This is a genomic window from Streptomyces violascens, assembly GCF_014649955.1.
Lineage (GTDB): Bacteria > Actinomycetota > Actinomycetes > Streptomycetales > Streptomycetaceae > Streptomyces > Streptomyces violascens.
The window spans coordinates 755,437-779,562 of the sequence record NZ_BMUA01000001.1 but is presented as its reverse complement, the minus strand read 5'-3'; the positions used below and the strand labels follow the sequence as shown (position 1 = coordinate 779,562).

Genomic DNA, 24,126 nt, shown 5'->3' with positions numbered 1-24,126 from the left:
CGACACGAGGGCGCACGGTGGTGAACAGAGATCCGGACCCGCACGACGACCGCTACGGAGGAACCCGATGACGACCCGCCCCGAATTCGCCCCGCTGCGCCGCCTGATCGCGCTGCGGCACGCCAAGTCGGCCTGGCCCGACGGCGTCGCCGACCACGAGCGCCCGCTCGGGGCGCGTGGCCGCAGGGACGCGCCGGCTGCCGGGCGGCTCCTGTCCGACATGGACTGCCTGCCCGACCTCGTCCTGTGCTCGACCGCGGTCCGCGCCCGCCAGACCTGCGAGCTGGCCGTCGCCGAGTGGGGCAGCCCGCCGCCCGTACGGTACGAGCCAGGCCTTTACGCGGCCGATGCGCGCGGGCTGCTCGGCGTGGTGCATCAAGTCCCGGACGCGGTGGGGGAGTTGCTGGTGATCGGGCACAATCCCGGGCTCGAGGAACTGGTGCTGACCCTGGCGGGGGAGGGCCGGGGTGACACGCTCGACCGGCTCGGGGCGAAGTTCCCCACGTCGGCCGTCGCCGTCCTCGCCTGGCACGGCCACACCTGGCGGGACCTGGAGCAGGGCGCGGCCGTCCTCACCGACGTGGCCGTCCCGCGCGGCAGGAAGTCCTGACTGCCGGTCAGGTCACTCCTTGCCCTCGTAACGGCGCTCGAAGCGGGCGATCCGCCCCTCCGTGTCCACCGTCCGGGCCTTGCCGGTGTAGAAGGGGTGGCTCTCCGCGGAGATCTCCACGTCGATGACCGGGTACGTGTTGCCGTCGTCCCAGTCGATCGTCTCCTCGCTCGACGCGGTCGACCGGGTCAGGAAGGCGAACCCGGCGGCTTTGTCGCGGAAGACGACGGGCTGGTACGGGGGCTGCTTGTCGCGCTGCATGGGGGCTCCGGGGTGTCGGTCGGCGGGCTCTAGTCGCCCGATTCGCTGCGGGCGGGGGCCTCGAAGCCTTCGAGGTAGTCGAGATCGTCCTCGTCGACGATGTGCATGGCGGCTTCTTCGGCGGAGGAGGCCGCGCCGTCGATGCCGACGTCGGTGGCGAGCATGCGGGTCTCGTCGTCCGGGTGCGCTCCCTCGTCGGGGGCCACGAGGCGTCCGGAGCGGGCGCCGCCGACCTCGATGTCGCGCGGCTCGCCGTCGGTGTCCCAGGTGTCGCCCATGCCGTCGCCGTCGGTGTCGGACACCTCGGGGAGCTCGTCGGCCAGGCGCCGCTCCAGGCTCTCGCCGTGCAGCCGCTCGGCCGCCGTCACCCCGTCGCGCTCCACCGCCCAGGGCCGTTCCGGTGGCGAGTAGCCCACGTCGAGGGGGTCGGCGGGGCCGTCGTCGAGGAGCGTGTCCTCGGCGCTGAGGAGGCCCTGGTCGTCCTGTACCTCGGAGCCGTCGGGCTGATAGACATCGTCCCCCCACGCCTCACTGTCGACCACGGCTACCTCCTGGGTTGTGACCAGTGGCTCGCACGCCGCGCGGTCGGATCCGGCAGCCTCTTCCAGTCTCGGCCCGCCCGGCTCCTACTGACCACCGCACGCAAGCCACCCGGGTGACCACAAGGCCGCTTTGAACGTGTTCAATTCGGTGCGCTAGGGTCGTGCCCATATCGAGGGGGCGCAATGAAGATAGTGATTCCCGGCGGAACCGGCCAGGTCGGAGCGATCCTGGACAGGGCGCTGACCGCAGCGGGCCACGACGTCGTCGTCCTGACCCGTCGGCCGCGCCGCGAGCGCGAGGTGGGCTGGGACGGCGAGACGCTCGGCGCGTGGGCCGAGGTCGTCGACGGCAGCGACGTCGTGATCAACTTGGCGGGCCGCAGCGTGAGCTGCCGCTACACCGAGGCGAACCTGCGGGCCATGATGGACTCCCGGGTGCGCTCCGCCCAGGTCGTGGGCGAGGCGATCGGCGCCGCCGCGCGGCCCCCGAAGGTGTGGCTCCAGATGAGCACCGCGACCGTGTACGCCCATCGCTTCGACGCAGCCAACGACGAGGCGACCGGGATCGTGGGCGGCGCCGAGCCGGACGTCCCCGGCTACTGGGGGTTCAGCGTCGAGATCGCCAAGGCGTGGGAGGCGGCCCAGGAAGAGGCCAGGACGCCGGACACCCGCAAGGTCGCCCTGCGCTCCGCGATGGTGATGAGCCCGGACCGCGAGGGGGTGTTCGACGTGCTCCTGAAGATGGCGAGGCTCGGCCTGGGCGGGCCGGTCGCGGGCGGCAGGCAGTACGTGTCCTGGATCCACGACCGCGATTTCGTGCGGGCGGTCGAGTTCCTCGTCGCGCGCGACGACTTCACCGGCCCCGTGAACCTGGCCGCCCCCGCCCCACTCCCGCAGCGGGCCTTCATGCGTGCCCTGCGCGGCGCCTGGGGCGTCCCGGTGGGGCTGCCCGCCACGAAGTGGATGGCCGAGCTCGGCGCGTTTGCGCTCCGCTCGGACACCGAGTTGCTGCTGAAGAGCAGGCGGGTGGTGCCGGGGCGCCTCCTGGAGGCGGGGTTCACCTTTGAGCATGCGGAGTGGGAGGGGGCGGCATTGGATCTGGTGCGGCGGGTGCGGGCCACGCGCCGCGGTGCCGGCCAATAGCTCCGCGGGGGCGCCGGTTTTCGACTGCGGGCTCGTCGTGGCTGGTCGCTCCCCCAAGTTCTCGGCTCCGCTCGAACGGGGGGATCCCCATCGCGGCGGAGCCGCGCATGTCGCAGCCCCGCGCCCCTTGTGCGGGATCGTTCTTCGCCGCACCGACGGCGCACCGGACTCCCGCCGGCCGCTCGGCCCGTCCCGCCCGGCACTCGGCTGACCCGTCCCGTACCTGCCGGAAGCCGAACCGGACCGGCGCCCCGGCGTAGAGGGAAAGGCCGAGCCCCAGCGCGACCGGCGCGGCCCGTCATTCGCCCGCGCCCGCCGGCGACAGCGTGGCGGCAAGGACCGCCGGCCCCTGGGTCGCTACACACACCAGGAAGGCCACTCCTGCGCATCCGCCGCTGCCCGTGGCGTACGACCGCCATCAGGAGCGCCGGCCAGATCACCGCACCCACCGCCGGCAGGGCCACGGCCGGGCCCCGGTCGCGATCGGGGTGGCTTCCTCGAGGGAATGCTTGTATAGTACAACTCATTGAAGTTGTAAAAGCCAACCATTGGGTCGCGGCCGGTCCGACCGTGGGTCCGATCAGAAGGGTCCTGTCATGTCCGGAGGCCACAAGGCTGGACGGGTCGCCACGCCGGGCGACGTGCGTACCGCGTCGTCGAACCCCGCACTGCGGCACGTCCTCACGCATCTGATCACCCCGCTCCTCATGTGCCTCGGCATGGGACTCGCCTACCTGGGAGCGTTCGCCACCCCCGAGCCGCATCACCTGCCGGTCGCGGTCGTCGGGGCGGGCCCCGAGGCCAAGGTGTTCGCGCAGACGGTGAAGGACAAGGCGGGCGACAAGCTCGACGTCCGCACCGTCGCCGACCGCGCCACCGCCGTCGACCAGCTCGAGCACCGGGACATCTCCGGCGCCTACGTCCTGAACGCGAAGGCGCCCGAGCTCATCGTCGCCTCGGCCGGATCCGACATGAGCGCCACCGCCGTCACGAAGGTCTTCACCCCGGTGGCGAGCGCCCAGGGCGTCCCCCTGAAGGTCACCGACGTCGTACCGCCGGTCTCCGGCGACCCGACAGGATCGGGCATCTTCTTCCTGCTCATCGCCGTGAGCATCGGCTCGTACGCCTCCGTCGCGGCGCTCGGGGCGGCCGGAGCCGGGCTCTCCCTGAAGGTTCGTGCGGCGCTGGTGACCGGGGTCTCCTTCGCGGTCTCGGTGATCGGTGCGGCCTTCGCGGGACCGCTGTTCCACCTGGTCGACCACGGCCTGTGGGGCGTGTGGGCGATGTCCTGGCTGTACTCGGCGGGCATCCTCTTCCTCGGCGCCGGGCTCCACACCTTCCTCAAGCGCTGGACCACGCTCGCCGTGATGGTGCTCTTCGTGATGCTCAACTTCACGAGCTCCGGCGGTCTGTTCCGGCCCGAGCTGCAGAACGGCTTCTTCGGCAGCCTGCACGCCTTCTGGAACGGCGCCGGCCTCGTCGAGGGCATCCGCGACCTGGTCTACTTCGACGGCCACGGCCTCGCCCGCAACGTGTGGGTGCTCGCCGCCTGGCTGGTCCTCGGCCTCGCCGTGATGGCGGTCGCGGGACTGACCGAACGCCGCCGGGCCAGGGTCGCCGCGCCGGTCGCCGCAGAGGCGGCGCCGTCCGTCACCGTGGCAGCGGCCCTCGCCGAGGAGGCCGAAGAGGAAGAGGAAGTCGAGGAGGCCGTCGGCGTCTGACGCCGCGCATCTCCGACACAGGCTCCCGGCGTCGGACACAGGTTCCCAGGGCGGCCCGAGGCGATCGGGCCGCCCTTCGCGTCGGTCGCGGAATCGGTGGGCGGTTGACAGGGTTGGGCTGTTGACAGCGCGGGGGAGGCGACACCTTTGGAGGCATCCATGCCGGGAAAGCGCACGATGCGGGTCCGCCGCGTCTACGACCCGCCCGAGGACGGCGACGGCGTACGCGTCCTGGTGGACCGGTTGTGGCCCAGGGGCCTCTCCAAGGAACGCGCCGCCGTCGACGAGTGGCCCAAGGAGCTCACCCCCTCGACGGAACTGCGCCGCTGGTACCACGAGGACCGCACGCGCTACGCCGAGTTCCGGGAGCGGTACGAGGCCGAACTCGCCGAGCCCGGACCGGCCCGGGCGCTCGACCGGCTGCTCGGCCTCGCCAAGAGCGACACCGTCACCCTGGTCACCGCCGTGAAGGACATCGACCACAGCCATGTGCCGACGCTGGTGGCGGCCCTGGAGCGGGGCCGCCCGTCCGGGTGAGTCCGGCGGGCGGCCCGGTGCCATCCGGGCTAGGCAGGGGGCATGTCACCGATGTCCCGGATGGGTGCGATCGACCGCCGCTGGTTCGAGCGGGTCGCCACCGCGAAGCTGGCGGGCGCCGAGCAGGTGCTGCCCACGCTCAGCCATGCCGCCAATCACGGGCGGCTGTGGTTCGCCGCCGCGGCCGCGCTCTCGGCGGTCGGCGGCCCCACGGCCCGCCGGGCCGCCCGGCGCGGGATCGGCGCCCTGGCGCTGGCCTCGCTCACCACCAACACCGTCGCCAAGTACGCGACCGGGCGCCGGCGCCCGGTCATCGACACCGTGCCGCTGGTGCGGCGGCTCGCGAAGCTGCCGCGCAGCACCTCGTTCCCCTCCGGGCACTCCGCGTCGGCCGCCGCCTTCGCCACCGGCGTGGCCCTGGAATCCACCCGGTACGGGGCACTGCTCGCCCCGGTCGCCGTGGCCGTGGCGTTCTCCCGCGTCTACGTCGGCGTCCACTACCCCGGCGACGTGCTGGCCGGCTGCGCGCTCGGCATGGCCGCGGCCGCCGTCACCTGCTACTGGTGGCCGCCCCGCCCGCAGCCCGTACACCCCCTGCACACCCGCGCCGCGGCGCCCGTTCTGCAACGGGGCCAGGGTCTCGTCGTGGTCGTCAACGGCGGCGCGGGCAAAGGCGTTCCTGGCCGCCTGCCCGCGCCGGAACTCCTGCGCCTGCTGCTTCCCGAGGCCGAGATCGTCGAACGCGGTCCCGGCGACGACCTGGGCGAACTCCTCGACGAAGCCGTCGCCCGGGCGGGCGAGCTCGCCGGAGTGCTCGGCGTGTGCGGCGGCGACGGCACCGTGAACGCGGCCTGCGAACGAGCCGCCCGTGCCGGACTCGCCCTCGCGGTGTTCCCCGGCGGCACCCTCAACCACTTCGCGCTCGACGCGGGCGTCGCCGCCTTCGAGGACACCGTGTACGCCGTCGAACACGGCGAGGCGATCCGCGTCGACCTGGCCCGGGCGCGCGACGACTCGGGCCAGGACGTCGCCGCCTTCCTCAACACGTTCAGCATCGGCCTCTACCCCGACCTGGTCCGCATGCGCGAAGGCATGGAGGGCCGCATCGGCAAGTGGCCGGCCGCCGCCGTCGCCCTCGTCCGTGTGCTGCGCACCGCCACGCCCGTACGCCTGCGCATCGACGGCCGCCCGCGGGCGTTGTGGCTGCTGTTCGCGGGCAACGGCCACTACCAGCCCGACGGGCTCGCCCCCTCGCACCGGCCCCGCCTCGACGAGGGCCTCATCGACCTGCGCACCGTCGACGCCGAGGCGCCGCTCGCCCGCACGCGCCTCGCCGTCTCCGCGCTCGCGGGCGCCCTGCGCCGCTCGCACGTCTACCGTGCCGAACGCGTACGGTCGGTGCGGCTCACCGGCCTCGACGAGGTCAACACCCTCGCGTACGACGGCGAGACCGCGGCCGCGCCGGACGCCCTGCTGCTCGACAAGGCGGACCGGGCGCTCGTCGTCTACAGCCCCGCCGAACCCCAGGACGAGATCGCCCAGCGGGCCCGCACCGCGACGGCCGCCATCGCCGCCGGGGCGAAACCGGCGTCTTGATTCCGTTCAACTGACGTTCTGCACAAGGGACTTCGTGACCTCCTGCGGTGGAGCTTCCGGCTCCGGCAGGGTGCGGGTGAGGAGCCAGGCCAGGGCGGGGAAGACGATCAGCGGGGCGAGCGCGGTCCCCAGCGAGGTCGCGTCCGCCGCCGCCCCGATCAGCGGGCCCGCCACCCCGCCCACGCTCACCGTCAGGCCGAGCGTGACCCCGCTCGCCGTGCCGATCCGGGTGGGCAGATAGTCCTGACCCAGCGTCACCTGCAAGGAGAACGGCACGTACAGCGCGGCCGAGGTCAGTGCGACGAACACGTAGAACGCCGGGCCGGGCACGAACACGACTCCGGCGACGGCGGGCACCGCAGCCGCGTACGACCCGTTCACCACCCGCACCCGGTCCCGGCGCGCCGCCAGCCGGCCGCCCACGACCGTGCCGATCGCGCCACCCGCGTACAGCACGAACAGGGCGGCGGAGCCCGTGAGTTGACCGCCGCTCACGCGCTGGCGGGCGTACAGGGCGACGAAGGTGCTCAGGCCCACGAAGACCAGGGAGCGGCAGATCACGGCCAGGCACAGCTTCAGGAACGAGGCCCGGTCGTCGCGGCCGGCGGCCCGTACGTTCTTGGGCGCGCCGCCGCCGGTGCCCCGTATCGCGCGCAGCGCGAGCACGCACAGCACGCCGCCCAGCGCGGCCGGCACCACGAGCAGCGGCGCCGCGCGCAGCCCACCGATGCCGACCACCCCTGCCACGAGCAACGGCGCGGCCGCGAACCCCAGGTTGCCGCCGAGCGAGAACCACCCCATCGCGGTGTGGCTCCCGTCGCTCGCGCGCCGGGCCACGCGCGCGGACTCGGGGTGATAGGCGGCCACCCCCACCCCGGACAGGGCGACCGTCGCCAGGGTCAGGGCGTACGCGCCGCCCGTGCCGCTCAGGGCGATGCCGATCCCGGCCACCGCCGTGCTCACGGGCAGCAGCCACGGCAGTGCCCACCGGTCGGTGAGCGCGCCGAACAGCGGCTGGACGACCGAGGAGAGCAGGGAGGCGGCCAGCACGATGCCGGACGCGGCGGCATAGGAATAGGCGCGTTCGGCGACGAAGAACGGCACCAGGGCCGCGACGGCACCCTGGTACACATCGACACAGGAATGCCCCACCGCCAGCAGGAACACCGGGCTGCGGAGCAGGCCTCCGCCGTACATTCGCTCATGACGCTGCTGTTTCTTCGGCACAGCCCGATCATCACCGCGCGCGCCGCTGTCCCGCTTCCGATAAATTGCCAAGCAATGCCGAAGATCCGCCACACTCCCGTCGCCCCCACCCGCGCCCAGCAGATGGCGCCCGGGGACAGCATCGACGCGCACCGGCACGACGACCACCAGATCGTCTACGCCGGCCACGGCGTCCTCGCCGTCACGACCGAGGCCGGGACGTGGGTGGCCCCCGCCACGCGCGCGATCTGGGTGCCGGCCGGCACCGTGCACTCCCACCGCGCGCACGGCAGGCTGGAGCTGCACCTCATGGGCATCGCCGCCCACGAGAACCCGCTGGGCCTGGACGCCCCCACGGTCTTGATGGTCGGCCCGCTCCTGCGCGAGCTGCTCCTGGCCCACACCCGCTCGCCCGACGACGAAAGCCCCGAGGGCGAGCGGCTGCGGGCCGTGCTGCTCGACCAGCTGCGCGCCTCGCCGCAGGAGCCCGTCCATCTGCCCGCGCCCGGCGACCCCCGCCTGGTCGCCGTGTGCGCGCTGCTGGAAGCCGACCCCGCCGACCGGCGCGGGCTCGCCGAACTCGGCGCCCTCGTGGGCGCGAGCGAGCGCACCCTGACCCGGCTGTTCCGAGCCGACCTCGGCATGACGTTCCCGCAGTGGCGCACCCAGGTCCGCCTCTACCGCGCCCTGCAACTCCTCGCCGAGGACACCCCGGTGACGACCGTGGCCCACCGTTGCGGCTGGTCATCCACCAGCGCGTTCATCGATGTCTTCCGCCGCGCCTTCGGCCACACACCGGGTACGCACAGCCGCTTGCGTTAGAGCGTGCTCCAACTCGTAGCGTCCTGCACATGAACAGCGCAGAGAACGCCAAGAACGCCGTTGACGCCCAGGCCGCCCGGACCAACGAGACCACCGACGAGCGGTACGAACGCGGGCTCGCCGTGCTGCGGACCGTCGGCGGCCGGGAGAACCCGGCCGTCCTGGACAGCCTGGCCGACATCGCCCCCGCCCTCGGCCACATGACCGTCGCCTTCGGATACGGCGACGTCGTGTCCCGCCCCGGACTCACCCTGCGCCAGCGGCAGATCGCCACCGTCGGCGCGCTGGCCGCCCTGGGCAACGCGGCTCCGCAGCTGCGCTTCCACATCGACGGCGCGCTCAACGTCGGAGTCAGCCCGGCCGAAATCGTGGAGATCCTGATCCACACCGCCGTGTACGCGGGCTTCCCGGCCGCGCTCAACGGCATCGGCGTCGCCCGCGAGGTCTTCGAGGCCCGCCCCGACGCCGCCGCCACCCCGGTCGACACCGAGCCGCTGCCGGGCGACCGGTACGAGCGCGGGCTCGCCAAGCTGGCCGAGGTCGACGGGCACGCGGGCGACCAGGTCGTCGCCTCGCTACGGGACATCGCGCCCGATCTGGCGCGCTACATCGTCGAGTTCGCCTTCGGGGACATCTACTCCCGCTCCGCGCTCGACCTGAAGTCGCGCGAACTGGCCACCATCGCCATGTGCACCGCCCTCGGCACGGCCGCACCCCAACTGCGCGTCCACATCCACGGCTTCCTCAACGTGGGCGGCACCCGCGAGGAGGTCGTCGAGGTCATCACGCAGATGGCGGGGTACGCGGGCTTCCCGGCGGCGATCAACGGCATCACTGCCGCGCGGGAGGTGTTCGAGGAGCGGGGCGCCTCCGGCAGCGGGGCGACGGGGCAGGCCGGCTGAGCACGCCGGGGAAGTGCGGATGTCCGGCCGCGGGTCGTCCGTGGCCGGTCGCGCAGCTCCCCGCGCCCCTGGGGCGCCGTACTGCGGCGGACTCGCAGGGTGGCCGACGCAGCAGGTGCCGTGGTCGCCCACCCTGGATACGCTCGGATGCGAGCGGAAGGCGTAGGCCACGTTCCCGACCACCGCCCGCCCCGGACCGAACGCCGGAGGGTGTGCCCATGACGAGCCCGAGCCCGAGTCCTGCCGCGCGGCCCCCGATGAGCCCCGAAGAGCGTGCGGGGCACGGACGAGCCGCCCGCAAGCGGCTCTCCCGCTCCGCGCACGGCCGATGGATCCCGGGCGCCGACCGGCCCGACCCCCTCGCGGTCCTGGCGGAGCAGGCCCGTACGCGGGTGCCCGAGCTGGTGCCGATCCGGTACGGGCGGATGGCCGAGAGCCCGTTCCGGTTCCTGCGCGGGTCGCCCGCCGTGATGGCCGCCGACCTCGCCGCGCAGGACAACACCGGCCTGACCGTCCAACTCTGCGGCGACGCCCACCTGTTGAACTTCGGCGTGTTCGCCTCGCCCGAGCGGGCCCTCCTGTTCGACGTCAACGACTTCGACGAGACCTGCCCCGGCCCCTTCGAATGGGACGTCAAGCGCCTCGCCGCCAGCGCCGCCGTCGCCGCCCGCGAGAACGGACACCCGGACGCCGACGTCCGCGTCTCGGCGCTGGCCGCGGCGGAGGCGTACCGCCGCGGCATACGCAGGCTCGCCGTGCGGGGCGAGCTCGACGTCTGGTACGAGCACATCGACACCCGGGACATCGTGCGCCTGGTCCGCCGCACCGGCGGCCACAAGGCGGTCGAGGCGGGCCTTGCCAAGGCGCGCGGCCGCACCAGCCTGCGGGCGCTCGCCAAACTCACCGAGATCCGCGACGGGCGGCGCCGCATCATCGAGGACCCGCCGCTGCTCGACCCGGTCGCCGTCCCCGATCTGGTGGCCCTGCGCAAGATCTTCAGCGACTACCGTTCGTCGCTCGCCGAGGAGCGGCGCATCCTGCTCGACCGGTATCGGTTCGTGGACGCGGCCCGCAAGGTTGTCGGGGTGGGCAGCGTCGGCACCCGCTGCTACGTCGTGCTCCTGGAGGGCCGGGACGCCGCCGATCCGCTGTTCCTGCAGATCAAGGAGGCCGAGCGGTCGGTACTCGAACCGCATCTGCCCGGCGCGGCCCACGCCCACCACGGGCACCGGGTGGTCGCCGGGCAGCGCCTGATGCAGGCCGCCGGCGACATCTTCCTCGGCTGGATGACCGGGCCGCAGGGGCGGCACTTCTACTGGCGCCAGCTCCGCGACATGAAGGGCTCCGTCGACCTCGACGGGATGCCCGCGCACCTGCTGGGCGCGTACGCGGGCCTGTGCGGGACGGCCCTGGCGCGAGCCCACGCGCGGTCCGGCGACCGCATCGCGATCGCCGCCTACCTCGGTGGTTCCGACGCCTTCGAGCGGGCCGTCGCCACGTTCGCGGTGCGTTACGCCGAGCAGAACGCCGCCGATCACGCCGCCCTGGTGGCGGCCGTCGCCGACGGCACGATCGAGGCCGTGACCGGCATCTGAGGGCGTCCGGGCCCGGGGGCGAACATCCGGGAAGCCGTGCCGCCGTGCCGCCGAGTTGCCGTGCCGCCGTGCCGCCGTGCCGCCGTGCCGCCGTGCCGCCGAGTTGCTGGGCCGCCGTGCCGCAGGGCCGGTGAACGTGCCGGGCAGCCGTTTTGCTGACCCCGCTGTGCCGCTCACCCCGTCGAGCGCCGAGCTGCCGAGCCGCCGGGCTGCCGACCCAGCCGCCAGGCAGCCAGGCCGCTGGGCCGGGCGGCCGTCGGGCGTGCGCCACGGCCCGTGCGGCACCGGCACCCGGCACCCGCCGGCAATCAACTGCCCGTACTGCCAAGGGAGTTCACCCCAGCAGCCCCCGGTGGAACCACCGCAAACGGCCTCCTCCTCCCGGCAGCCGGGCGCAGACCAACCCGCCTCGGCACCCGGAGTGCTACTCTGCCCTCAGCACGTGTGTACGCCCCTTCTTCGCGGCGTCCGTGCTTGTTTCCTCCCGGTGCCGCCTCCAGCGCGGCGCCCGCTGTTCCCCTCCCGGCCGCCGTACGGCCCGGACTTCTCCTGCGCCCCGTCGCGCGAAGGGACCCTCCTGTGCTCAGCACGCTCGAACACCCCACGACCATCCACCACGACCACCCCATCGAGACCCCGCTCGCCGGCGTCCTCGACCTCACCGGCGGGCACGGCCGCATCCGGACCGGCGGCTACGCGCCCGCCCCGGGCGACGTGAAAATCCCGCCCGCCCTCATCCGCCAACTCGCCCTGCGCAACGGCGACTTCATCGAATGCGAGGGGCCGACGCCGGAGCGCGTCGTACGGGTCAACGGCCGGCCCGTCGAGGCGCTGCGCCACCGGCCGCACTTCGCCGACCTCACCCCGCTGCACCCGCGTGAGCGGCTGCGCCTGGAAACCCGGGCCGACCGGCTCGCCGGCCGTGTCGTCGACCTCGTCGCACCCGTCGGCAAGGGGCAGCGCGGCCTGATCGTCGCCCCGCCGAAGACCGGAAAGACCGTCCTGCTCAAGGAGTTGGCCCAGGCGATCGCCCACAACCACCCCGAGTGCCATCTCATGGTGGTCCTGGTCGACGAACGGCCCGAAGAAGTCACCGACATGCGGCGCTCGGTCCACGGCGAGGTGCTCGCCTCGACGTTCGACCGGCCGCCGAAGGAACACATCGCGCTCGCCGAACTCGCCATCGAGCGCGCCAAGCGCCTGGTCGAGCAGGGCCGCGACGTCGTCGTGCTGCTCGACTCGCTGACCCGGCTGTGCCGCGCCCACAACAACGCGGCCGGACCCGGCGGACGTACCCTCAGCGGCGGAGTCGACGCCGCCGCGCTGCAGGGCCCCAAGCGGCTGTTCGGCGCCGCGCGGCTCACCGAGGAGGCCGGCTCCCTCACGATCCTCGCGACAGCCCTGGTGGAGACGGGGTCACGGGGCGACGACTACTTCTTCGAGGAGCTCAAGTCCACCGGCAACATGGAGCTGCGGCTCGCCCGCACCCTCGCCGACAAGCGGCTCTTCCCGGCCGTGGACGTCACCCCATCCGGTACCCGGCGGGAGGAACTCCTCCTCAATCCGGGGGAGTTGAGCGCCGTACGCGCACTGCGCCGGGCGCTGCACCATCAGGATGCGCACGGCGCGCTCGAAGCGCTGCTCGACAAGCTCCGGCAGGCCCCCGACAACGCCGCGTTCCTGCGGCAGGTCCGGCTCACGGCCTGAAGCGTCCCGGACGGCGCAGCCAGGTGCTCCGCCGTCCGGGACGACCCGGCCGGATGCGCCCGGGCACGCTCCATCGCCCCGGCGACGCACCCCACGAGGCCGTCGCTCGTCGGGCGGGCTTCAGGGAAGCATCTTGTCGAGGGCAGTGGGGCCCTCCGTGGCCAGCTTGCGCTCGGCCCAGGCCAGGTTCTGCGGGGTGATGTCCCGCCCGGACGCGAGTACGAGGTCCTCGGCGGTGACCTCGCCCCCGGATCCCGTGTGCAGCAGGGCATCGGGGGTCACGGGGTCGTGCTGCGGGCCGGACTCGGGCTGGTCGTTCATGCCGCCTCCTACGTCTCTCCGGTAATGCACCATTCTCGCCCCCGCCTACCCGGACCGCATCCGGCCCACACGGGCCCGTACGCACCACGGCGCGGCAGCCCCCACCGTCGGCTCAGGGGGCCTCGTAAACCCGGCCCGCGTACGACGAGAACGCCTCCGCGGTGAGCTTCCGGGCCAGGTCCGCCTCGGTGATCATGCCGACCGGTGTGCCGTCCTCGACCACCACGATCCGGCGGATCCGCGCCTCGCTCATCGCCTTGACCGCCAGAGTGGCGTCCGCGCCCGCGTCGACGGTGTGGACCCCGCCCTCGGCGAGCTCGCCCGCGGTCACCTTCGAGGCGTCCTTCCCCGCGGCGAGCGCCTTCACGACGATGTCCCGGTCGGTCACGATGCCGGCCAGCTCGCCGTCGCTGCCCTTGACCGGCAGTGCGCCGATCTTGTGGTCACGCATCAGCTGGGCGGCCCGGTCGAGGGTCTCGGATGCGGGGACGCAGTGGACGTCCGGGGTCATCAGGTCACGGGCAGTGGTCACGAAGGCCTCCGGTCGAGGGCGCGGAAGGTGTGCGGTTCAGAGCTGCGCGGATGTGAGGTGCGCGGATGCGGGGGTGTACGGCTTCGGGGGTGGCGGATGCGACGCGCACGCCTCGGCCATGCTCGCCGGGCACACGGCTCCGGGCGACCGCTCGGCGCCGATCGGGTGTCGAGGCAGCCGGTGTCCAGCGGGCGGCGCGTACGAGAGGGTTCCAGATTCTTGGAACACGTTCTACTGTGTGCGCCGCCGTACCGCGACCGTCCTGGAGGGGCCGTGCACCTCGAATACACGCCTGAGCAGCAGCAGTTGCGCACCGAGCTGCGGACCTACTTCGCCGACCTGGTGCCGGACAACGTCTACGCCCGGTACGCCGACCCGGCCGCACAGAAGCGGTTCTACCGCGAAACCGTGCGACGGCTCGGCGGGGACGGCTGGCTGGGGGTGGGCTGGCCCAAGGAGTACGGCGGGCGCGGGCTGAGCCCGATGGAGCAGTTCATCTTCTTCGACGAGGCCGCCCAGGCCGGGGTGCCGCTGCCGCTGATGGCGCTGAACACCGTCGGCCCGACGATCATGCAGTTCGGCACGGACGAGCAGAAGGCGTACTTCCTGCCGAAGATCCTCTCCGGCGAGATCGATTTCGCGATCGGCTACAGCGAGCCGGACGCGGGGACGGACCTCGCGGCCCTGAAGACGCGGGCGGTGCGCGAGGGCGACGAGGTCACCGGCACTTACACAGTGAACGGGCAGAAGATCTGGACGACCAACGGGGACACGGCCGACTGGGTGTGGCTCGCCGTCCGCACCGACCCGGACGCCCCCGCGCACAAGGGCATCACCATGCTCCTGGTCCCGACCTCCGACCCCGGCTACAGCTGCACCCTGATCAACACGCTCGCCTCGCACGACACCACGGCCAGCTATTACGAGAACATCCGGGTCCCCGTGTCGCGCCGGGTCGGCGAGGAGAACAAGGGCTGGCGCCTGATCACCAACCAGCTGAACCACGAGCGGGTCACCCTGGCCGCCCACGGCACGATGGCGATCCGCGCCCTGCACGACGTCCAGCGCTGGGCGGCCGACACCAAACTCGCCGACGGCCGCCGCGTCATCGACCTCGGCTGGGTCCGCAAGAACCTGGCCCGCACGCACGCCCGCCTGGACGCGATGAAGCTGTTGAACTGGCAGATGGTCAACGCCGTCCAGGAAGGCACCCTCACCCCCCAGGACGCCTCCGCCGTGAAGGTGTACGGCTCGGAGGCCCGCCGGGACGCGTACGCCTCCTTGATGGAGATCGTGGCAGCGGCCGCCCCCATGAAGGAGGGCTCGGCGGGAACAGTCCTCCACGGCGAACTGGAACGCGGCTACCGCTCGGCGGTGATCTTCACCTTCGGGGGAGGGAACAACGAGATCCAGCGGGAAATCATCGCCTGGATCGGGCTGGGGATGCCCCGGGTGCGGCGGTAGTGCCGTGTGACTACGGCCTGTAGTTGGCACATACCGAGGCTAGTTGGCACACGAACCGGGTTGAGGCAAGTGGCTGAGCCGAGCCGCGGTAGCTGAACCTACTTGTCACTGAGCGTGGTGACGACCGTCTTGGGGTCGGACGCTCCGCGGGCGTCGTCGACGATGGTCAGCGGCCCGTTGAATCCCGGGCCAGGTGCTGGGGTGAGATGTAGGCGGCCGGCCCTGCACGACCGGCGCGGCCGCGCCCGCCAACGCGCCGCCGGGGCCGGTCCCGACCACTACATGGTCTTCATCGACCGACTCCTGGTCACCCTGGTCCACCTACGCACCCAACTGCCCCACGCGGCCCTGGCCGCTCTATGCGGCGTGGGCCGCTCCACTGTTACCCGCGCGATCGGGGAGATCCGCCCTCTGCTGGCCGCCCGCGGCTTCGCTGTCCCCGGCCGGCCCGGCCTGCGGCTGCGCACCCTGGCCGACGTCTTCGCCTATGCCAAGGCCGAGGACGTCGAACTGCGCATCGACGGCATGGAGACCCAAGTCCGCCGCCGGAAGGCCCACCGGCCCGGGCGGCGCGCCTTCGTGTCCGGCAAGAGGAAGCAGAACACCATCAAGACCACCACCATCAGCGATGCCCAAGGCCGCACCCTGTTCAGCGGCGCAGACCGGCCGGGCCGCATGCATGACCAGACCGCGATGCGCACCGGGGGGGGCATCGCTGAGCAACTGCGCCTGCACCCGAGAGTGAAAGCCGAGGCCGACGACGGCCACCGGGGCCTGGCCAACGAGTTCCCCGACCCGATCTCCGCCCCGCCGAAGAAGCCGAAGGGCCTGGGCGAGGACGATGCACCGATCACCGAGCGTTACGGCTGGCGCGAGATGAAGCGCCGCCAGTCCTCGGCCCGGATCGTGGTCGAGCACGCCAACGCCGAGATGAGGCAGTGGAGGCAGCTGCAGCGCTACACCGGGCGCCGCGAGACCTACGCCGAGACTGGTCACCACGCCGTTTCCCCGAGATCAGCCCAGATCAGAGGCTGCCGCACGGCTTAGCGTTGTTTTTTCCGCGAGAACTACTGGGACCCCTTCTTTCGAGCCGCACGCCGCAAGGAGGAACCAGCACATGGATCCCGGACGCAGACGCACAGCCGTGCGGCGGTGGTGGACCGCCACGCTGGCCGCACTCGCTCTGCCCCTGACGATGCTCGCCACCGGCACCACCGCCGCGCACGCCGCGAGTGTGCAGTGCAGCGTCGACTACAAGACGAACGACTGGGGTTCCGGCTTCACGGCCGACCTCACCATCACCAACCGCGGCACGGCCGCGATCGACGGCTGGACCCTGACCTACGACTACACGGGCAACCAGAAGCTGACGAACGGCTGGAACGGCACCTGGTCCCAGTCCGGTCAGACCCTCACCGTCAAGAACGCCTCGTACAACGGCACGATCGCGGCCGGGGCCGCGGTCTCCACGGGTGCCCAGTTCACCTACAGCGGCACCAACGCCGCCCCCGCCTCCTTCGCGGTCAACGGCACCACCTGCGCCGGCGCACACCAGCCGCTGGTCACCGTACTGACCAGCCCGAGCGCGGGCGCGGTCTACACGCAGGGGGATGCGGTGCCGCTCGCGGCGACCGCGGCGGCGGCGGCCGACAATGCGACGATCAGCAAGGTGGAGTTCTACGACGACACCACACTGCTGGGTACGGACACGAGCGCGCCGTACTCGCTGCCGGTCTCCAGTTTGACCGTGGGCAGTCATTCCCTGGTGGCGAAGGCGTGCGACAGTCTGGGCGCCTCCGCCGAGTCCACACCGGTCGGCATCACGGTCGCCTCGGGACCGGCGGTCGTGGCCCCGCCGTCCCAACTGGGCGTCCAGCAGGGAAAGTCGGGCTCGTTCGACGTGAAGCTGTCGACACAGCCGAGCGCGAACGTGACGGTGAGCGTGGCCCGCACGGACGGGAACACGGGCCTGTGCGTGACCGGCGGTTCCGTGCTGACCTTCACCCCGTCGAACTGGAACACCGCGCAGCCGGTGACCATCACGGCCGATGCCTCCGGCACCGGGAGCGCCACCTTCACGGCCTCGGCGACCGGCCTCAAGGCCACGGTCACGGTCACGGAGCTGGCCGCGACGAAGGCGTACGATGCCCGCTTCCTGGACCTGTACGGGAAGATCACCAACCCGGCGAACGGCTACTTCTCCCCCGAGGGCATTCCTTACCACTCGATGGAGACGCTGATCGTCGAGGCCCCGGACCAGGGCCACGAGACCACGTCGGAGGCCTACAGCTACCTTCTCTGGCTGCAGGCCATGTACGGCAAGGTCATCGGTGACTGGTCGAAGTGCAACGGTGCGTGGAACCTCATGGACAAGTACATGATCCCGACCCACGCCGACCAGCCGACCAGTTCCTTCTACAACGCCTCGAAGCCGGCGACGTACGCGCCGGAGCTGGACACGCCGAACGAGTATCCGGCGAAGCTGGACACGTCGGTGCCGGTGGGATCGGATCCGATCGCCGGTGAACTGAAGACCGCATACGGCACGGACGATGTGTACGGTATGCACTGGCTCCAGGACGTGGACAACGGCTACGGCTACGGCAACGGGCCCGGCAAGTGCGAGGCGGGCCCGACGGCGACCGGACCGTCGTACATCAACACCTTCCAGCGCGGCCCGCAGGAGTCGGTCTGGGAGACCGTCCCGCAGCCGACCTGCGACGCCTTCAAGTACGGCGGCACCAACGGCTACCTGGACCTGTTCACCGGCGACTCCTCCTACGCCAAGCAGTGGAAGTGCACGGACGCCCCGGACGCGGATGCGCGTGCGGGGCAGGCCGCGTACTGGGCGGACGTGTGGGCGAAGGCGCAGGGCAAGGGCAGTGAGGTGTCCGCCACGGTCGCCAAGGCGGCGAAGATGGGCGAATACCTGCCGTATGCGATGTACGACAAGTACTTCAAGAAGATCGGCACCTGCGCGGGGGCCTCGCCCTGCCCGGCCGGCACCGGCAAGGACGCCTCGCACTACCTGCTGTCCTGGTACTACGCCTGGGGCGGCGCCACCGACTCCGGTGCGGGCTGGGCCTGGCGCATCGGCTCCAGCCATGTGCACGGCGGCTACCAGAACCCGCTAGCCGCGTACGCGCTCAGCTCCTACGCCGACCTGAAGCCGAAGTCGGCGACGGGGGCGAGCGACTGGGGCAAGTCCTTGCAGCGGCAGCTGGAGTTCTACAAGTGGCTGCAGTCGTCCGAGGGTGCGATCGCGGGCGGTGCGACCAACAGCTGGCAGGGCCGCTACGCCTCCCCGCCGGCGGGTACGTCGACGTTCTACGGCATGGCCTACGACTGGGAGTCCGTCTACCACGACCCGCCCTCCAACCAGTGGTTCGGGTTCCAGGCCTGGTCGATGGAGCGGGTCGCCGAGTACTACCAGCAGACCGGCGACGCCACCGCGAAGGCGGTCCTCGACAAGTGGGTGAAGTGGGCGCTGTCCAAGACCACGATCAACCCGGACGGCACCTACCGGATCCCCTCCACCCTCCAGTGGTCGGGCCAGCCCGACACCTGGAACGCGTCAAGTCCCGGCAGCAGCAGCGGACTTCACGTCATAGTCGCCGACTACACCAACGACGTCGACGTGACGGCCGCGTACGCCAAGACGCTCACCTACTACGCCGCCAAGTCCGGTGACGCGACGGCGAAGTCGACGGAGAGAGCACTGCTGGACGGCATGTGGGGCAAGTACCAGGACGGCCTCGGCATCGCGGTCCCCGAAACCCGCAGCGACTACAGCAGGTTCGGCGACAGCGTGTACGTGCCGAGCGGCTGGAGCGGCACGATGCCGAACGGCGACGCGGTCAACTCGTCCTCGACGTTCTCCTCCATCCGGTCCTTCTACAAGAACGACCCGGCCTGGTCGAAGATCGAGGCCTACCTCAAGGGCGGCGCCGCGCCCAGCTTCACGTACCACCGCCTCTGGGCCGAGGCGGACATCGCCATGGCCATGGGTTCGTACGCGGAGCTTCTCGAGTAACCCTCCGCGGGTCGCACCGACCTTGCCGCGCCCCTTCGGGTGCGCGGCACCGCACCCCTCCTCGGGCGGCCCCCACCTGCGCTGGGGACCGCCCTTCCCCAGGAGAGGACCCCCACCGCTGGCAGGAGTCGTCGAAGACCTGGGCGCCGCTGCTGGACTCGGGCTGACCTTCGGCGCGAACCTGCCCCCGCCCGAACAGAGTCCGAAACTGGGCTGGATGACGGAGTCCCTGGAGATCGCCCCGTTCAACTCGTCCCGGATGATGTACGGCAACGGACGGCGGGGCGAGCTTCGCCAAGCCGGCGGACGTCGAGCAGGCCGACACCACCGGCTTCGGCAAGGCGTCGAGCGGGGCGTCGTACCAGACCCTCTGCACCAGCGTCAGGATGGGCGGCGTACGCGGCATCTTCCGGTCGACCGACCAGGGCACGACCTGGACCCGCATCAACGACGATGCCCACCAGCGGGGTTGGACGGGCGCGGCGGGGACGGAGGCGGTGGCGGCGGTACGACCCCGCCGACGACCGGCGCCTGCACGGCCGCCTGACGAAAGAGGGGGCGTGCCGTACGGGACGCGCGCCCTCTTTCGCGTAAACTGATCATGAATTGTGCCGGGGCTTCGCGGCGGGGGAGCGTGTGACACATGGCCTGGGATGAATGGGAGCAGCTGAAGAGCCGAGCTGCCGAAAAGCATGACACGGGCATGCAGTTGAACAGTCAGCCGGGTTCCGGAGGTGGCGGGGACGCGGATCTCGTCGTCCATCAGGACGACCTCGGTGCCGTGGGGCACGAGGCATTCCAGCTCCACGCACGCCTGCACGACCAGGTCGACATCGCAGGGGCCGGAGCCGACCAGAGCGGCGCCGGAACGACGATGCAGGCCGCGGCGGCGCTGAAGAGCCATCACTTCGACATGGGGTCGGGGCTGGAGACGACCGTGACCGTGTGGACCTCTCAGGTCAAGGCGGTCCTGCAGGCGTTCGCGCACATCTCGAATCACCTGGACTACTCGCAGAAGCTCCACGCGCGCGACGACGAGACGATCGGTGCCGAGGTGCGGAACCGGGACGGCTCCGCCGTGTCCGTGTCCGTGCTGAGCAGCTACTTCAAGTGAGGAGGCCGGACCAGTGAACTACCGTGACCTGCTCGAAGTGGATCTGGGCAAGCTCGGCTCCGCCGTGGCCACCTGGGAACAGGCGGTGAAACACCTCGATGCGCTGGCCAAGGACGCCCAGGACGGGCTGAAGGCGAAGGCCGACAGCGCCCGGTGGGCCGGCCTCAACGCGTCGGTGACCCGTGAGTTCGTGGACAAGACGGCCAAGGAGTGCACCGACCTGCACAGTGAGGCCAAGAGCATCTGGAGCGTGCTCGACGACGCGCATACGGAACTCGCGGGACTCCAGCGGAACGCGAAAAAACTGGACGCGGAGGCACAGAAGGCCGGATTCCTGGTGGTCGACGGGGACCACGGCTCGGTGAAGGTGATGCCGGCCATGTGCACCGTGGACGGGAAGGAGGAGGGGCAGAAGGCGAAGGACCTGATGCAGTGGTACGCCGACACCCTCACCGATGTCGTGCGGCACGCCTCGGAGATCGATGCCGCCGTCGTGCGGGCCCTCCAGAAGAGCCACGGTGACGATCCGTTCAACGCGGGTCATGCCACCTACACCTCCCTGGACGAGGACATGGTGCCGCGGGCCACCAAACTCGCCGAGCTCGGCGACGAGGCCAACGCCGAGCAGAGGGGGGAGCTGCGCCGCCTGTGGCAGTCTCTGAGCCCGGAGGCACGAGCCGAACTGTGGTCGCAGCACAAGGACGATCTGATCTCGGCGGGTATCCTCGGGGTTCAGGTGAAGCAGGTGGCGCCCGACGACGGCTCCGGCCCCTACGACGTCGAGGACCCCTCCGCCCACGACTACTGGATCCTCGCCGAGGCCAAGGCCATGGCGGCCGGGGGCGACGTCATCGGCAACACCGACGCCGCCCGCAACATGGACCACTACCTCCGGGGCATGGGCACCACACTGGACCTCGACGTGGACCGGATGCTGCAGGACGACGCGCAGCTCCGACTCACGACAGAGCAGGGCGTCCAGGACAACCGGGAAGAATGGCGCAAAGAGGCACTGGAGGCTTTCCGTAAGTCCGGCGGGAAACCGGTGTCGATCCCGGTGGAGTCGAACGGCATCGGATACACGCACTCGGACCGGAACTGGTTTCTGGCCGTCGGCAGCGCGAACACCAACACGACGGGCGTAGTCACGGTGGTGCCGGGGGACGACGGCAAACCCAAGATCGGTCTCGACTACCGGGTGAACGTCTGGGACCGGTACAACTGGGACCCTGGAAAGTCCACCCAGATCGGGCCGACGACCATGACCGACGCGGACATGGCCCGTCTGCACAGGACGGGACTCGCCAAGGAGTTCGACATGAGAGGCAGTGGCACGGTGCAGCACTACGACCTGGGGAACGACGACCCGGGTCCCCTGCCTGCCCCGGCCGACCCGGGCCGGGACGGTACGCGGACCGACCTCGGACGCGACGGAGACGCCCGGTGAGACGGAAGTCCGTCGGTGTCCTGTGCGCCGGGGCGCTGGTCTGCGCCCTGGCCGCCTGTTCGTCGTCGCCGGGCGCGTCCGTGCGTGACGGCTCCCCGGGCGGGCAGCGGATTCCGTACTGGGTCAAGGGGATGACACCGCACGAGGTCGCCGGGCGACTGCATGTCACGATCCCGGCGCAGGCCACCGACCTGAGAGCGGCCTACCAGAAGGGCTTCCAGGACGACGGACTGCTGCTCGCGTTCACCCTGCCCACGGCGGACACCAAGGCGTTCGTCGGGAAACTGGCCCCCGACAGCCCCTTGTCGCACCGGGCGAGCCCTCTTCCTTCGGCGAAGGACGTCAAGCCGACGACTCCCTTCGCCCACCTCGGTCTGAGGGAGCCGGAGGGCTTGGCCGATGTCACGGAAGGGCCCGTCTGCTCGCCCTGCCAAGGCGAACTGAACTCGCTGGCCGTGGCGCTGCATCCGCTCGACGCGCAGCACAGCCAGGTGTATCTCAGGGGCGTCGGCTGAGGCTGCCCTCCCGCGACTCGGGAAGGCAGCCTCGGCCAGACCTGCCCGCGGGCTGATCGTTACGGTTGATCGGGGCCGGGTTGACCTTCGTACCGGCGCGGTAGACGTTGAAGGAGACGTTGTCGGGGCCGGTGCCGAGCCAGCGCTGGCTGACCAGAGCTTTGCCGCCGCGGCCCAGACGCGACGGCGTCTGCGGTGGGGGTGCGGGTGCTTCACGTGACGTACCTCCCGGGGAGAACGGGCGGGGTCGCCTGTCAGTAGCCGCCTCCCGCACGGGAGGTGCCGCACTTCTCGGCCGGTTCCGGGCAGTGCGGGGAGTGCGTTCGCGCAGCTCGGCCGGTGCCGCGGCCTCGGTGTCCGTGCCGGGACGCAGGAACGGGGCGTGCGCGTCCGGTTCGTGGGACCGGGGGTCTCCCCGCCGGAGCCCGCTGGGAGCAGGCGTCCTCGGTGGACGGCGGGGAGACCTGGGTGACCGGACGGGCGATGGACTTCAGGCGGCCGTCGGCTTCCTGAACGAGCGCACACGGAACCGGGGGTCGGGGCGGCGGCGGTCCTGGTCGGGAAGGGCCGCCAGCCGCTCGGCGAACCCCTCGACGCGCGGGTCACCGATGTGCCAGGAAGACTCTGCGGAATGCTCACCACGGCGCCGCCTCCAGGTGGCAGAACCGCAGGTGGGCGTCACATGCGGGGATGCCTCCCGGAGGCAGTGGTCGCACGTCGTGGGCCGTGAAGGCAGCCTCAAGCACGGGTAGTTGGCGCACGGGGCAGTGTTCGGCGTTCCGCTTCTTCGCCGAGGGCGGCCCGTTCTTCCCGGGGTGCCGGGTCGTGCGCAATCCACGGCCCGTGGGCGAGAAGTGGTCGACCGGCTGGAAGGTGGCGGGCGCGGTCCCGGTCTGCTCGTGCTCGGTCGGTGGCTCAGCGCTGTTCGCGACCGGCCGGATGCCCGGACCGGCCTGGGCGACCGCTGCCACAGGCGCGGTGCTCGCCGTCCTGGTCGTCCCGGGCAAGAAGGCGGTGGAGGCGATCTAAGCCCCCGGCATCGCGCGCCGCGTGCCGCCCCGGCCGACCTGTATCTCGTGCACGGAGTACCGACTAACCTTCAGGTGTCACAGGCACGCCCGGCCCTGAGCGCACTCCCACCGGAGGTGGCGGATGGCGGATGCCGACCCGGGGTACTTCGGGCCCTCATCGGTCACCTGGCAGCTGCACAGCGACCCCATGATGTGGATCGCGGGGGTCCGGGCGCTCTACCTCCAGGCGCTGCACCCGCGCGCCGTGCGCGGGGTCATGCAGAACTCGGACTTCCGGAAGGACGCCTGGGGGCGGCTGATGCGTACCGCCAACTTCGTCGGGACGCTCTCGTATGGCACGAAGGACGCGGCCGAGCAGGCCGGCGCCCGGGTCCGGCGCATCCACGCGCTGCTCAAGGCGGACGACCCCGTGACGGGGGAGCGGTTCGGGATCGACGACCCCGAGCTGCTTCTGTGGGTGCACTGTGCCGAGATCGACAGCTATCTCGGGGTCGTGCGGCGCTCGGGGTTCCGGCTGAGCGACGCCCAGGCCGACCGGTACGTCGGCGAACACCGGGTGGACGCCCGCCTGGTGGGGCTCGATCCGGCCGGCGTGCCCGGCACCGCCGCCGAGCTCGCCGCCTACTTCGACTCCGTACGGCCACAGCTCGCGGCCACCGCCGACGCGCGGGACGTCGACGACTTCCTGCGGCGGCCGCCCGTCCATCCCCTCCTGATCCCGGCGCGCGAACTCGTCTGGCGGCGCGTGGCCCACCTCGCCTACGCCTCCCTGCCCCCGTACGCTCATGAGCTCTACGGCCGCCCCGCCCCCGCGGAGCGCATCGTGAACCGTCGGCTGACCTTTGCCGGAACGGTGTTGCGCAGCATCCCCGCGACCGTGCGCTGGCAGCTTCCGCCCCGGCACATCCTGAAGGCGGTGGCCCGGCTCGGACCCGGGTCCCGACCGGCCCCGTACACACTCCGCAGACAGGCCGCCATACTGGACGGGCCGGGGAGGGCGCATGGTCAGTGACGGGGGCGGCGGCAT

At 71.7% G+C, this 24,126-nt stretch carries 22 protein-coding genes and 2 pseudogenes; 18 read left to right on the top strand and 6 right to left on the bottom strand.

From position 1 onward, the window contains the following. Positions 1 to 67 precede the first annotated feature (67 nt). Positions 68 to 610 (top strand): SixA phosphatase family protein, encoded by a 543-nt coding sequence (locus tag IE206_RS03620; RefSeq protein WP_189960391.1) that lies wholly within the window; start codon positions 68 to 70, stop codon positions 608 to 610. A 12-nt stretch (positions 611 to 622) separates the two neighbouring features. On the opposite strand, the gene IE206_RS03615 is transcribed toward IE206_RS03620, so the two are convergent. Then, positions 623 to 871 carry a type B 50S ribosomal protein L31 gene (locus IE206_RS03615; RefSeq protein WP_189960390.1) on the bottom strand — a complete coding sequence of 83 codons (249 nt, stop codon included), beginning with the start codon at positions 869 to 871 and terminating at the stop codon, positions 623 to 625. A 29-nt stretch (positions 872 to 900) separates the two neighbouring features. Then, positions 901 to 1,413, bottom strand: a complete 513-nt coding sequence (locus tag IE206_RS03610; protein ID WP_189960389.1) for a DUF5709 domain-containing protein — start codon at positions 1,411 to 1,413, stop codon at positions 901 to 903. A 183-nt stretch (positions 1,414 to 1,596) separates the two neighbouring features. Between IE206_RS03610 and IE206_RS03605 the strand changes: the two genes are divergently transcribed. The 4 genes from IE206_RS03605 (at position 1,597) to IE206_RS03590 (ending at position 6,410) form a co-directional block, all read left to right on the top strand. Beyond that, positions 1,597 to 2,556, top strand: coding sequence for a TIGR01777 family oxidoreductase (locus IE206_RS03605; protein ID WP_189960388.1), 960 nt, complete (start codon positions 1,597 to 1,599; stop codon positions 2,554 to 2,556). Positions 2,557 to 3,152: 596 nt separating this feature from the next. Next, positions 3,153 to 4,277: an ABC-2 transporter permease gene (locus tag IE206_RS03600; protein ID WP_373300854.1), complete on the top strand. Its 1,125-nt coding sequence runs from the start codon at positions 3,153 to 3,155 to the stop codon at positions 4,275 to 4,277. Positions 4,278 to 4,436: 159 nt separating this feature from the next. Beyond that, complete coding sequence (locus IE206_RS03595) at positions 4,437 to 4,814, top strand: DUF488 domain-containing protein (RefSeq protein ID WP_189960387.1); 378 nt, start codon at positions 4,437 to 4,439, stop codon at positions 4,812 to 4,814. Between the two features lie 51 nt (positions 4,815 to 4,865). After that, positions 4,866 to 6,410, top strand: coding sequence for a bifunctional phosphatase PAP2/diacylglycerol kinase family protein (locus IE206_RS03590; protein ID WP_189960781.1), 1,545 nt, complete (start codon positions 4,866 to 4,868; stop codon positions 6,408 to 6,410). Between the two features lie 6 nt (positions 6,411 to 6,416). Here IE206_RS03590 and IE206_RS03585 read toward each other — a convergent pair whose 3' ends face one another. Continuing rightward, positions 6,417 to 7,607: an MFS transporter gene (locus tag IE206_RS03585; RefSeq protein ID WP_189960780.1), complete on the bottom strand. Its 1,191-nt coding sequence runs from the start codon at positions 7,605 to 7,607 to the stop codon at positions 6,417 to 6,419. A gap of 84 nt (positions 7,608 to 7,691) precedes the next feature. On the opposite strand from IE206_RS03585, the gene IE206_RS03580 reads away from it, so the two are divergent. From IE206_RS03580 to rho, 4 genes are all read left to right on the top strand, one after another. Then, positions 7,692 to 8,438, top strand: coding sequence for an AraC family transcriptional regulator (locus IE206_RS03580; protein ID WP_189960386.1), 747 nt, complete (start codon positions 7,692 to 7,694; stop codon positions 8,436 to 8,438). A gap of 29 nt (positions 8,439 to 8,467) precedes the next feature. Beyond that, on the top strand, positions 8,468 to 9,340 hold the full coding sequence (locus tag IE206_RS03575) for a carboxymuconolactone decarboxylase family protein (protein WP_189960385.1): 873 nt from the start codon (positions 8,468 to 8,470) through the stop codon (positions 9,338 to 9,340). Positions 9,341 to 9,558: 218 nt separating this feature from the next. Next, positions 9,559 to 10,935 (top strand): DUF2252 domain-containing protein, encoded by a 1,377-nt coding sequence (locus tag IE206_RS03570; protein WP_226598696.1) that lies wholly within the window; start codon positions 9,559 to 9,561, stop codon positions 10,933 to 10,935. 579 nt (positions 10,936 to 11,514) lie between these two features. Next, a complete protein-coding gene (gene rho, locus IE206_RS03565) occupies positions 11,515 to 12,642 on the top strand; it encodes a transcription termination factor Rho (protein WP_189960384.1) in 1,128 nt (375 codons plus the stop codon). Between the two features lie 120 nt (positions 12,643 to 12,762). Here rho and IE206_RS03560 read toward each other — a convergent pair whose 3' ends face one another. Both IE206_RS03560 and IE206_RS03555 read right to left on the bottom strand, forming a co-directional pair. Next, complete coding sequence (locus IE206_RS03560) at positions 12,763 to 12,963, bottom strand: hypothetical protein (RefSeq protein WP_189960383.1); 201 nt, start codon at positions 12,961 to 12,963, stop codon at positions 12,763 to 12,765. A 112-nt stretch (positions 12,964 to 13,075) separates the two neighbouring features. Next, positions 13,076 to 13,495, bottom strand: a complete 420-nt coding sequence (locus IE206_RS03555) for a CBS domain-containing protein (protein WP_189960382.1) — start codon at positions 13,493 to 13,495, stop codon at positions 13,076 to 13,078. A 273-nt stretch (positions 13,496 to 13,768) separates the two neighbouring features. On the opposite strand from IE206_RS03555, the gene IE206_RS03550 reads away from it, so the two are divergent. From IE206_RS03550 to IE206_RS03520, 7 genes and pseudogenes are all read left to right on the top strand, one after another. Next, positions 13,769 to 14,959, top strand: a complete 1,191-nt coding sequence (locus tag IE206_RS03550) for an acyl-CoA dehydrogenase family protein (RefSeq protein ID WP_189960381.1) — start codon at positions 13,769 to 13,771, stop codon at positions 14,957 to 14,959. Positions 14,960 to 15,160: 201 nt separating this feature from the next. After that, complete coding sequence (locus IE206_RS03545) at positions 15,161 to 16,006, top strand: transposase family protein (protein WP_226598694.1); 846 nt, start codon at positions 15,161 to 15,163, stop codon at positions 16,004 to 16,006. Positions 16,007 to 16,076: 70 nt separating this feature from the next. Continuing rightward, positions 16,077 to 18,992, top strand: a complete 2,916-nt coding sequence (locus IE206_RS03540) for a glycoside hydrolase family 48 protein (RefSeq protein WP_189960380.1) — start codon at positions 16,077 to 16,079, stop codon at positions 18,990 to 18,992. Positions 18,993 to 19,261: 269 nt separating this feature from the next. After that, positions 19,262 to 19,483, top strand: a pseudogene (locus tag IE206_RS03535) (hypothetical protein); the annotation flags it as partial. 152 nt (positions 19,484 to 19,635) lie between these two features. Beyond that, entirely contained in the window at positions 19,636 to 20,106 is a 471-nt protein-coding gene (locus tag IE206_RS03530; protein WP_189960379.1) for a hypothetical protein, read from the top strand. 13 nt (positions 20,107 to 20,119) lie between these two features. Next, on the top strand, positions 20,120 to 21,553 hold the full coding sequence (locus IE206_RS03525) for a hypothetical protein (protein ID WP_189960378.1): 1,434 nt from the start codon (positions 20,120 to 20,122) through the stop codon (positions 21,551 to 21,553). Next, on the top strand, positions 21,550 to 22,068 hold the full coding sequence (locus IE206_RS03520) for a hypothetical protein (protein WP_189960377.1): 519 nt from the start codon (positions 21,550 to 21,552) through the stop codon (positions 22,066 to 22,068). The genes IE206_RS03525 and IE206_RS03520 overlap by 4 nt, the downstream gene beginning before the upstream one ends. A 67-nt stretch (positions 22,069 to 22,135) precedes the next feature. Here IE206_RS03520 and IE206_RS42335 read toward each other — a convergent pair. Then, positions 22,136 to 22,225: pseudogene (locus IE206_RS42335) on the bottom strand (rhamnogalacturonan endolyase family protein); the annotation flags it as partial. A gap of 569 nt (positions 22,226 to 22,794) precedes the next feature. Between IE206_RS42335 and IE206_RS03515 the strand changes: the two are divergent. Both IE206_RS03515 and IE206_RS03510 read left to right on the top strand, forming a co-directional pair. Then, entirely contained in the window at positions 22,795 to 23,097 is a 303-nt protein-coding gene (locus tag IE206_RS03515) for a hypothetical protein (protein ID WP_189960376.1), read from the top strand. Between the two features lie 123 nt (positions 23,098 to 23,220). Next, positions 23,221 to 24,111: an oxygenase MpaB family protein gene (locus IE206_RS03510; protein ID WP_189960375.1), complete on the top strand. Its 891-nt coding sequence runs from the start codon at positions 23,221 to 23,223 to the stop codon at positions 24,109 to 24,111. Positions 24,112 to 24,126: the final 15 nt, after the last annotated feature.

Bases quoted from the DNA above. Each gene is read 5' to 3' on its own strand.
- IE206_RS03510 (WP_189960375.1), top strand. From the start codon at position 23,221: ATGGCGGATGCCGACCCGGGGTACTTCGGGCCCTCATCGGTCACCTGG.
- IE206_RS03580 (WP_189960386.1), top strand. From the start codon at position 7,692: ATGCCGAAGATCCGCCACACTCCCGTCGCCCCCACCCGCGCCCAGCAG.
- IE206_RS03600 (WP_373300854.1), top strand. From the start codon at position 3,153: ATGTCCGGAGGCCACAAGGCTGGACGGGTCGCCACGCCGGGCGACGTG.
- IE206_RS03540 (WP_189960380.1), top strand. From the start codon at position 16,077: ATGGATCCCGGACGCAGACGCACAGCCGTGCGGCGGTGGTGGACCGCC.
- IE206_RS03595 (WP_189960387.1), top strand. From the start codon at position 4,437: ATGCCGGGAAAGCGCACGATGCGGGTCCGCCGCGTCTACGACCCGCCC.
- IE206_RS03605 (WP_189960388.1), top strand. From the start codon at position 1,597: ATGAAGATAGTGATTCCCGGCGGAACCGGCCAGGTCGGAGCGATCCTG.
- IE206_RS03575 (WP_189960385.1), top strand. From the start codon at position 8,468: ATGAACAGCGCAGAGAACGCCAAGAACGCCGTTGACGCCCAGGCCGCC.
- IE206_RS03615 (WP_189960390.1), bottom strand. From the start codon at position 871: ATGCAGCGCGACAAGCAGCCCCCGTACCAGCCCGTCGTCTTCCGCGAC.
- IE206_RS03620 (WP_189960391.1), top strand. From the start codon at position 68: ATGACGACCCGCCCCGAATTCGCCCCGCTGCGCCGCCTGATCGCGCTG.
- IE206_RS03585 (WP_189960780.1), bottom strand. From the start codon at position 7,607: ATGTACGGCGGAGGCCTGCTCCGCAGCCCGGTGTTCCTGCTGGCGGTG.
- IE206_RS03590 (WP_189960781.1), top strand. From the start codon at position 4,866: ATGTCCCGGATGGGTGCGATCGACCGCCGCTGGTTCGAGCGGGTCGCC.
- IE206_RS03560 (WP_189960383.1), bottom strand. From the start codon at position 12,963: ATGAACGACCAGCCCGAGTCCGGCCCGCAGCACGACCCCGTGACCCCC.
- IE206_RS03530 (WP_189960379.1), top strand. From the start codon at position 19,636: ATGGCCTGGGATGAATGGGAGCAGCTGAAGAGCCGAGCTGCCGAAAAG.
- IE206_RS03570 (WP_226598696.1), top strand. From the start codon at position 9,559: ATGACGAGCCCGAGCCCGAGTCCTGCCGCGCGGCCCCCGATGAGCCCC.